Here is an 8,830-nt window from a genome sequence, read left to right as displayed (position 1 = left end):
GAACTGCACCTGTGTCATGAAAGGCTTGCCCTCGGGAGACCTGTTGCTCTGGTATAGCAGGATTGGTCTGTCTGATGCAAACAGAGACAGTTTATTACTCTGTCTTATGTAATTATTTAGGTGTATTCCCTGTAAAACTGATGTTTTTTAGAATCAGGGAAAACAGCCTGACTGCTTCTCAGGAAAATCCGGCAAAACTATACGACGAAAGGTGTTCTACCTGTGCTTTGAAATTCCTATACATCAAGTCTGGAAGAAAGACGCCCTGTTCTGGATAGCTGGATGAAGAAACCCAGGTGTCCGTAATCCAGCTGGCTTCTTTCTGGATTGGAAAACCGGCAAAAACCCCCAGACAGAAAAAGAACAGAGTAATCAAAGCCATTGGCATTTTCGAGCTGATGCGGGCCAGCACCCCGGTAGCGCAGCAAGAAGAAAAGCTCATACCAAAACCGAACAGCAATCCCCCGAGAATCAGTCCGGCATTAATAGGATTAACCCATAAGTTGTAGGTTCCCGGTTCTGCATTCATTACCAGAACGGCATTAATGACAGCAGTTCCTACAAACATGCCCATCAAGACGACCATCAGACGGGTTGAACCGCTTTTATAGGCGCGATTGACACTACCAGCAAAACCAATAGAGCCTCGAACCAGCACATAGCCCAGGGCCAGTCCTAAAAGAAGTCGGAAAAAAATAGTTGAGCCAAGATAAAGGCTGCCCAATGCAATCGATGTTAACGCCAGTGCGACACCGAGATACTGCTGCTTCGTGATCATCGCGAAGAAATCTCTTTTTTGCTCGGGGTGATGGGATAATGTGAGAGCGGGCGATTATTGCTTAGGGTTATAAAAATACAAAATAAACAATGGTTATAGATCTATAACCTGTCAGTCGTTTATCTAACCTGTTAACTAATTGAGTGGTCGTCTATTTTTTTTAATTCTGCCAATCAGTGGGGCATGTTATTTAATGGTCATCCCAGTCTTCATCCAGTTCCCATTCATCTAAGGTGTTCCCGTTCTCTTCCATCTCCCATTTGATATCATGTTTTTCGGTATAAAGGCTCGTTTGTTCTTGACGGGATAAGCGTATTTCAAAAAAAGGCAGCTCGTTTACCAGTCTGCTGATAAAACTATGGGACAGTTGAATCTGCTCCAGATGCTCTCCTACCAGCTGTTCTTGTTTCGTCTTAAAAAAATCCCTGATGGCTTTTGTGTGTACACAACTGTTGATCGCACTCAAATCTTCTGCATCCTCTTCTGTTGTATCACGGTGTTTATCAGGATGGTGTTTGACGGCGAATAGGCGATAGTCTGAAAAATTTGAAATACGGTGTTTTCTCAACAGGACCCCGCAATCTCCAGTGGGGTATTTAAAATCCTCATCGGACTGAATATAGGCCTGTTCAAGAATATCAAACTTGAAGTCAGTCCCCATAACTTGTCGATAGAAGTGCTTAAAGGCATTCATTGAGAATTTTCTGATGGTGTGTTGGCTAACCAGGCTGACTTCACTCTCCGTATGAGAGAGATAGAGATAAGTAGCGGGTGAAACCTGAAGTATGACTGAACCTTTTTTATCCAGGGTCGTTCGTTCTACCAGTTGCCTTCCAATGCTATGCAAATCAGCCAGTTCCCGGGCAGAAAAACGTTTTTCAGGCTCATCTCTCATCAGGTTGTCTAATAGGGTGTTAAGACAAAGTGAAACAGGGGAGTGATAACCCAGTAAGCGAAGGTTAGTGAGTTCACTGTCCTCAATCTCCAGGTTCAGGAATAATTGATGATGCGCACTCCATTCCGGAACCCTGATTGGCCCATTTCTATCTTTATCGGACATAAGGCAGGGAAGAATCCCCGTTTTTCTGGACCATAGAAAGCTGATGACCCGTTGAGGGTTCACCGGCATATCAGACGAAAGCATCTTATCCAGGGTCGTGAAAAGATTCACAAATTCTGCTCTTAGCCGACCGGACAATTGCCCTATATGAAAGACCGTAATGTCTTGGAGTCCGGCAATTTGGGCCAGTCGATAGAACCGCGCGTAATCCGATCGATCCAGTTCATCGGCATCAAGATAATAGGCGGTGTTGAGTCGAAAGAGAGTATGAGAGACAAAGGAGTGTTGATACTCAGGCTTCAGGGCTTCCATAGCCATCAGTTTCTGATGACGAGAATCATAGAGTGTCAGGGAAAGGTATTGGCTTGATGGCATGATAGAGGGCTTAACGATATTTTCTTCTACCACATGATTCACTCTTTGATGCAGGCTGTTCAATGAGGTGTTTAGATTAAAGCTCTGAGTATCAACCTGCTCAATAATTTCCTCTGCCTGTTCGAGCAAAGCACTCATCAGACCATGTAAAAAATCGCTGATGTCGTCAGCCCAGTCTATGGGAAACCTGGAGAGGCGGATGAGAGTGGGTGCAAGGCGGTTATAGTCGGGAAAGTGTTCTGGCAGTCCATTTAAAAGCTCGGGCAGTTTTTCAACATACTTAAACCCCCGCTCCGCCTTTTGATCAAACGTTTCCTTCTTTCTGTTTAATAATTCTTCCAACTCTTTGCTTTCGAATATAGTCAGTCCATCAAGTGCACGCGTTATGAGAAGTTGATTAACTCGTCCTTGATTGACCGGGTTTATGAAATAGTCTGCCGAGAAAGCAAGCCATTGAAATGACAATGCTCTAAAAGTAAATGAGTAATCAATTTCATTTTTATCGTCAGCATGTAGACACAAAGCAATGAGAGTGAACGGTATGAAAACCAAATTCTTGTACTTCATGTCAGGAAAACGATTCTTTTTAAAACCTACAGGTAGTATATAAATATAATTAATATTTGAAGGGTTTTTTAATTGAACTGGAAACTCTTTTGTCAAAAGTCTTGAGATTGTCTGCGTCTAATGGGTTCATGCATCAATCTTCCTTACTTTGATGTAAGTTGGACTCTTCCATGACTGAGAAGTCTCGCCTGTTTTTCGGAGGTTATTTCCTATCACATTCTTGTTTCATCTTCGGTGTTTCTGGGATTTCGACCGGCTCAGGGTTGCCCTTGGTTTTCTCTATAATGTGTTTTTTAGCCTCAGGGTTATCCGGAAGTTTGGCTCTAACCATAAAATCTGGAAGTGAGACAGCAAGGCGAGGGTCATCCTCGTTGGTAGTAATCTGAAAGTTTAGATACTGTCCGCTTTTACCTACAGCCCCTACGACTGATTTAAATCCTCGAATCAAAATATTCTGAAAGGCATCCTGAAACCCTTCGTAGAAACGTTGAGTAATAGTGCCTGCTTCGTCATCACAACACACATAAAGGTCGACCTGTTTGACGGGTATGTTAAATCGACGAAAAAATACTTTTAATCGGACGGCCACATCGTACATATCAAATACAACCGTGCCATCCAGTGTCTCTCTGTCCAATTGATTGGCATGCTCACCAAACTGGAAGCCAACCTGGCCTGTTTTCGTACCGTGAACTTTGAGTATCACTCTGCCATTATAATCCAGCGGTTGGCCCGACTTTTTGAAAAACATAAGATTATGGCGAGTTCGTTGCATAGAGATAGCTTCCATCATCGTAGAAGGAATATGACTGAACGGTTCTTTAAAAATACCGGCAAAATCCAAGAACCCAATAGCATTTTCAGGGTCAGCCATAGCAGGATCAAGAAACAGGGTTTCTCGTCCGGCCCAGGTAGTGATGAGAGCGGGGCGGTCACCAAAGGGAATGACCTTTCCGTCATAGGTAGTCAGATTCCATCCTGCATGACCATAAGACGGGTAGAAAATGAGCAAAACCATAAAAAGTCGTTGTAAGGTATTCATCATTAGGTGGTAGGCTGATTTATTTGGGTTGGCACTGATCTTTCCAGGGAGGAACGTTGGGCATAGAAGCGGGCTCAGGGTTGCCTTTGGTTTTAACAATGATCATTTTTTTGCTTCTTCCTGCTCAGGCAGCATCCCTTTCACCAGGTAGTCTGTAGCGCCGACAACATAAGGATTGGCAGGATCATCTGTCAGTGCAAAATATCTATATTTACCTCCCCCGACGGGTCAATCCAACCTTGGTTTTAAACCCAATCACTTTGAGGTGCTCAAAGCCTGCTTGAAAGCCTTCATAGAATCGGTCAAAAATTTTAGTGCTGTCCTCGCAACAGATATAAAGTTCAATCTGCTTGACGGGTATTTTGAATGCCTTGAAAAATGTTCTGAGTTTAACTGCCACATCGTAGATATCGAATTGGACTCTGCCGGCCATAGTGGGGTTATCCAGATCTACTTCTGTTTCACCATAAGCAAACCCTACCTGACCCGAGGCGTTACCATGGGCTTTAATAATCACGCGACCATTGAAATCAAGCGGTAATCCCGAACGTTTAAAGTATGTCAGAAATCGTTGAGTGCTCTGCATAGACAGGACTTCTGAAGTCAAAGCATTCGCTGTCGAGAAATCCTCTGGGAAAATGCCCGCGTAATCCAGAAAGCCAATGGCATTCACATCATCCATTATGATGGGATCCTTGTTTAATACTCGGGTTCCTCCCAGTGTGGTAATGAGCAGGGGTCTGTCTCCAAATTTAACGGGTCGTCCATCAAAGGTATAAAGATTCCAGCCGGAAAAAGAGGAGCGGCTTATTAATAGCAGAGTCAGCAGGAATAGAGTTTTAAATAACTTCACATTTATTCATTGCTGTTGCTGTGTGAAGGCGATTATTGGGTAACAGGACCGAACCGTATAATAATTGTGTTCATCAAATATAAAACGAATAGTATGCTTTGTTTTTTATTGAGATCTTTGATTTAAAAAAGAATATGAGTTCTCATTGTTTTGTTTTAATAGGGCGCAGTTATTCACTGAGTCTTTTACAAAGCCGTTTAATCGAGGCTCTTCTTGAATCGTTTTGCTGCTACCATCAATCCGACAATGGTAAATCCTCCAAGGTAAACGGCGTCACTGGCCATACACTGTATTTCAGCCCCCCTTAAAACAATGCCTCTCATTAAACGCATGTAATGAGTGGCAGGTAAAAGCTCGGACAGCCATTGAGCAGCAACGGGCATCCCTTCAAAAGGAAACATGAACCCTGATAGCAGGATTGATGGCAGCAGAATAAACACGGTCATCTGCATGGCCTGCAATTGTGTTTCTGTACAAGTTGAGATAATCAGTCCCAGTGTCAGGCTGGCAGAAATGAACAGCATGGTAGCCAGCAGCATCTGGATTATGCTGCCAACAAAAGGGACATCAAAGATCAGATGTCCCAGTGAGATAATGATCCCTGTCTGAATAAACCCCACAAAAATGTAAGGAACGATCTTGCCAATCATCAGTTCCATGGGGTGGACGGGTGTTGCGATCAACAATTCAAGGTTGCCCCTCTCCCGTTCGCGTACCAAAGCGGCAGAAGTGAACATAATCATGGTCATGGTCAGAATGACGCCGACCAGCCCCGGGACAATGTTTACCACGGATCGTTGCTCCGGGTTGTAATAGAGCACGACTTCAAAAAGCTCTTTTGGAGATAGCGACTGGATACCGGGGATAGCAGAGTAGGGCATTGTCTGAAGCTTAAGAATGGCCGAACTGATCATGGTGTCGGAACCATCAACCAGCCATTGAGCCGGAGTCCGGTTGTCGTTCAATCGTTGATTAAAGTCCGATGGAATGATCAGCGCGGCCCTGACTTCTCCACTCTGGAGAGCCCTTTCGGCTTCCTGGGGAGTGGCATCCTGCCGGACAATCTGGATCACCTGAGTCGCATTTAGAGCATCCACTAGAGCCCGGCTAAAGTAGGTGCGACTGTCATCCACCACCGTGACAGGTAATTCCCGGACATCGGTATTGATTGCAAAACCAAACAGTAACAATTGAATCAGGGGAATAACCACAATCATTGCAAAAGTCGGTCGGTCACGAGACAGCTGTCGTAACTCTTTCACCAGAATGGACGAGATTCTTTGAAGACTGCGGCTAATGCTCTCATAGGATGAACGCTTTTCCATCATTGCCGCCGCTGCCCTGTGCAATGAACAAAAACATCTTCCAGACTGGGGCGTACCCTTGTAATGGTTCTGTCTTTCATTGCCTCCGGCCATTGGTTAGTAAGCCAGTGTTCGGGTTCACTGACTCGGTTGTTGACCAATACTCTCAGACGAGCGCCCTGTTGGGCCGCAGATAACACTTCTGGTTGGGCGGTCAGGATTTCCCTGATCTGTCGAAGATGTGTGCCATCCACCTCCAGAACGGTGGCTTTCATATCCGCCATCAGTTGCTTGGGTGATCCGTCAGCCTGCTTGATCCCTCCCTCGAGAATTGCCAGGTTATGGCATCGCTCAGCTTCATCCATATAGTGGGTGGAGACCAGAATAGTGGCACCCTGGTCACAGAGGTCAAACAGGGTTTCCCAGAAATCCCTGCGGTTCTCCGGATCGACGGCAGAAGTGGGTTCATCCAGCAACAATAATTCAGGTTCGTGCAAAGTTGCTGCTGCCAGAGCAAGACGCTGACGTTGTCCACCGCTGAGGCTGCCTGCCATTCGCTTACGGCGTTGATCCAGTCCGTAGGTGTTGAGCTGAGCTTCTATTCGTCTGTTGACTTCCCTGCCGGGCAGATTAAAAACCTGAGCCATGAACTTCAGGTTCTCTTCTATAGTGAGATCGTCGTATAAAGAGAATTTCTGGGTCATGTAACCGAGCCGGAGACGAAGGGCTTCAGCCTGTTTTGGAATGGTCAGTCCCAAAACACTGATATCGCCATGGCTGGGCGTCAGCCAACCTGTAAAAGCCCCACATTCTGAGTGTGGTGGACTTGCCGCTGCCATTGGGGCCAAGAAAGCCAAAGATGGTTTTTTCTTCAATGCTCAGATCCAGTCGATCCACCGCAATAAAGTCATCAAAGGTGCGGGTGAGTCCTTTGGCTGAGATCGCCAGGCGAGTCATAGGGGTAGATCCACTTGCACAGGCAGGCCGGATGGTAAATCTGAAGCGGTTTCAGGAAGCTGTACTTCAGCCATGTAAACCAGTCGGGATCGTTCTTTTTCATTCAGTGCGTAATGGGGAGTGAACGCAGGATCCAGAGAGACCCAGCGTACCTGGCCAAGAAAGGTTTTATCGACGCCATCAATATGCACCGTTACATGGTCGCCTACATGAAGGGAGGCTTTATGAGGTTCCGGGACATAAATTCGCGCGTAAGGGGCTTCATTCACCAGCAGGATGGCCAGAGTACTGCCCGTTGAAACCCTTTCTCCCAAATGTCTGGGCAGGCTGTCCAGCCAACTGTCTCTTGTGGCGTATAGGGCCAGATCGTCCAGCTTTATCTCTTCCAGAGTCTGATTGGCCAATGCTTTGCTCAGAGAAGCCTCGGCTTGTTCAATCGTTTCAGATCGGTTGCCATTGAGAAGGCTCAGTAGTTTTTCCCGGGCATTGTTCTTTTCTGCTTTCAGTGCGTCCCGGGCTGCTCTTGCCTGATCAAGCTCAGACTGACTGATCAGTTTGCGTTGCAGCAGTACTTCGTTTCTCTGGAAGGTTTTGTTGGCGTCTACCAGTCTGGCTTCTATCTGTCTGACACTGGCTCTGGCTGCCGCAATGTCTTCGATTCTGGCTCCATTGACCATTTCATCCAGATAGGCTCGTGCCCTTGCAGCTTCGGCAGAGGCAGCAGCAACCGCTGCAAGCTGCTTGCGATTATCCAGCTTCAGGATCAGCTGGCCTGTTTTAACCGGACTGCCCTCCGGTATTAAAATGTCTGTGATCAGTTCAGAAGCAGTGGCTTCCAGAGTGACTCTGTCTCTCTCCAGTGTCCCCAGAGCCTGGTGGGCATCAGAAGAGAAACAGCCGGAAAGCATAAGTGTCACAGTGAAACCACAGGCTAATATCAGCAGATTTTGCATCAACCTGTTCATAGAGAGCGTGCGTGTTCTATGTCGACAAACATCAAACAAATGTAGTCACAAAAATTAAATACTACTTTCTCTTTACGCCCTTTCTTCGTTGAGCGTGGCTCTTTGAGGCTCTTTTTCGGCGGGTCGTTGATAACAGAGATTGGGAAGCCAGGGCTGAGAGTTGGGGAGCAGCATCGTCTATTGTCATACGAGTCTTGGGGTCCTCTTCGGTCAGGTTGACGATTAGCTCCAGAAGCCTTTGATTCTCTCCAAAGAACTCAGGGTAATGCTTGTTGAGCGCTACTGTCTTTTCGTAGGAGGCAAAGTCGGCAAATTCTCTGATGTTCTCGTATTGTTCATCTCTGTTGAGTACCCCTCTATTCTTCCAGTGACCATTGTTATTGGCTGGCAAATAACCACAGGTGACTTCCAGGAGCAAAATGCCCAGCGTCCAGGCATCTACTTGCAAGTTGTATTGACGGGTCTGCTTGTCCCCAACCAGTATTTCAGGGGCCAAATAAGACGGAGTGCCACAAAAGCTGCTGGTTGTACTGCCGGGTTTCAGGGTTTTATTAAGGCCGAAATCAATCAGTTTGACGCTGATCTGTCCGGTGTCTGAAACAGAACACATGACGTTCTCGGGTTTTAAATCGCGGTACAGAATGTTGTGATCGTGCAGGTGCTTAAGTCCCTGGCAGACTTGATGACCCATTTGAATAGCGGTTTTGGCGCAGATGGCAAGATGAGTGGTATGCCTTCCCGATAATGCCCTTTGAAGGTCGTGGCCGAGTACCCATTCTCCAATACAGGCGCTGACTTCATAATCCGCTACTAAAAACCTGCGACAATCAGTGATTCTCTGGGTTTATCTACACCGTCAACACGGCTGCATACCGGAGTATGTCTTACGCCACTCTTGTGTAGGGTTTAAGGTCGAGCTGTAACGTGTC

9 protein-coding genes are annotated in these 8,830 nt (G+C 46.3%); all 9 read right to left on the bottom strand.

Translation table 11 applies throughout. The features are described from left to right. Nucleotides 1–178: 178 nt before the first annotated feature. A complete protein-coding gene (locus tag ACR2PX_RS21475) occupies nucleotides 179–778 on the bottom strand; it encodes a YeeE/YedE thiosulfate transporter family protein (RefSeq protein ID WP_434001403.1) in 600 nt (199 codons plus the stop codon). 190 nt (nucleotides 779–968) lie between these two features. Continuing rightward, a complete protein-coding gene (locus ACR2PX_RS21470; RefSeq protein WP_434001402.1) occupies nucleotides 969–2,780 on the bottom strand; it encodes a hypothetical protein in 1,812 nt (603 codons plus the stop codon). Nucleotides 2,781–2,982: 202 nt separating this feature from the next. Beyond that, the gene (locus ACR2PX_RS21465; protein WP_434001401.1) at nucleotides 2,983–3,798 is read right to left on the bottom strand and encodes a hypothetical protein; all 816 of its coding nucleotides are present in this window, start codon (nucleotides 3,796–3,798) and stop codon (nucleotides 2,983–2,985) included. Nucleotides 3,799–4,033: 235 nt separating this feature from the next. After that, the gene (locus ACR2PX_RS21460) at nucleotides 4,034–4,675 is read right to left on the bottom strand and encodes a hypothetical protein (protein WP_434001400.1); all 642 of its coding nucleotides are present in this window, start codon (nucleotides 4,673–4,675) and stop codon (nucleotides 4,034–4,036) included. Between the two features lie 197 nt (nucleotides 4,676–4,872). Beyond that, entirely contained in the window at nucleotides 4,873–6,003 is a 1,131-nt protein-coding gene (locus ACR2PX_RS21455) for an ABC transporter permease (protein ID WP_434001399.1), read from the bottom strand. Beyond that, nucleotides 6,000–6,818 carry an ATP-binding cassette domain-containing protein gene (locus ACR2PX_RS21450; protein ID WP_434001398.1) on the bottom strand — a complete coding sequence of 273 codons (819 nt, stop codon included), beginning with the start codon at nucleotides 6,816–6,818 and terminating at the stop codon, nucleotides 6,000–6,002. Before ACR2PX_RS21450 ends, ACR2PX_RS21455 begins: the two co-directional genes overlap by 4 nt. After that, on the bottom strand, nucleotides 6,709–6,936 hold the full coding sequence (locus ACR2PX_RS21445; protein WP_434001397.1) for an ATP-binding cassette domain-containing protein: 228 nt from the start codon (nucleotides 6,934–6,936) through the stop codon (nucleotides 6,709–6,711). The genes ACR2PX_RS21450 and ACR2PX_RS21445 overlap by 110 nt, the downstream gene beginning before the upstream one ends. After that, the gene (locus ACR2PX_RS21440; protein ID WP_434001396.1) at nucleotides 6,933–7,889 is read right to left on the bottom strand and encodes an HlyD family secretion protein; all 957 of its coding nucleotides are present in this window, start codon (nucleotides 7,887–7,889) and stop codon (nucleotides 6,933–6,935) included. The genes ACR2PX_RS21445 and ACR2PX_RS21440 overlap by 4 nt, the downstream gene beginning before the upstream one ends. Before the next feature lie 73 nt (nucleotides 7,890–7,962). Next, complete coding sequence (locus ACR2PX_RS21435; RefSeq protein WP_434001404.1) at nucleotides 7,963–8,685, bottom strand: protein kinase domain-containing protein; 723 nt, start codon at nucleotides 8,683–8,685, stop codon at nucleotides 7,963–7,965. Between the last annotated feature and the right edge of the window lie 145 nt (nucleotides 8,686–8,830).

Source organism: Endozoicomonas sp., assembly GCF_051008435.1.
GTDB lineage: Bacteria > Pseudomonadota > Gammaproteobacteria > Pseudomonadales > Endozoicomonadaceae > Endozoicomonas_A.
Note: the sequence above shows the minus strand (reverse complement) of the source record. Positions and strands in the feature narration are given on the sequence as shown.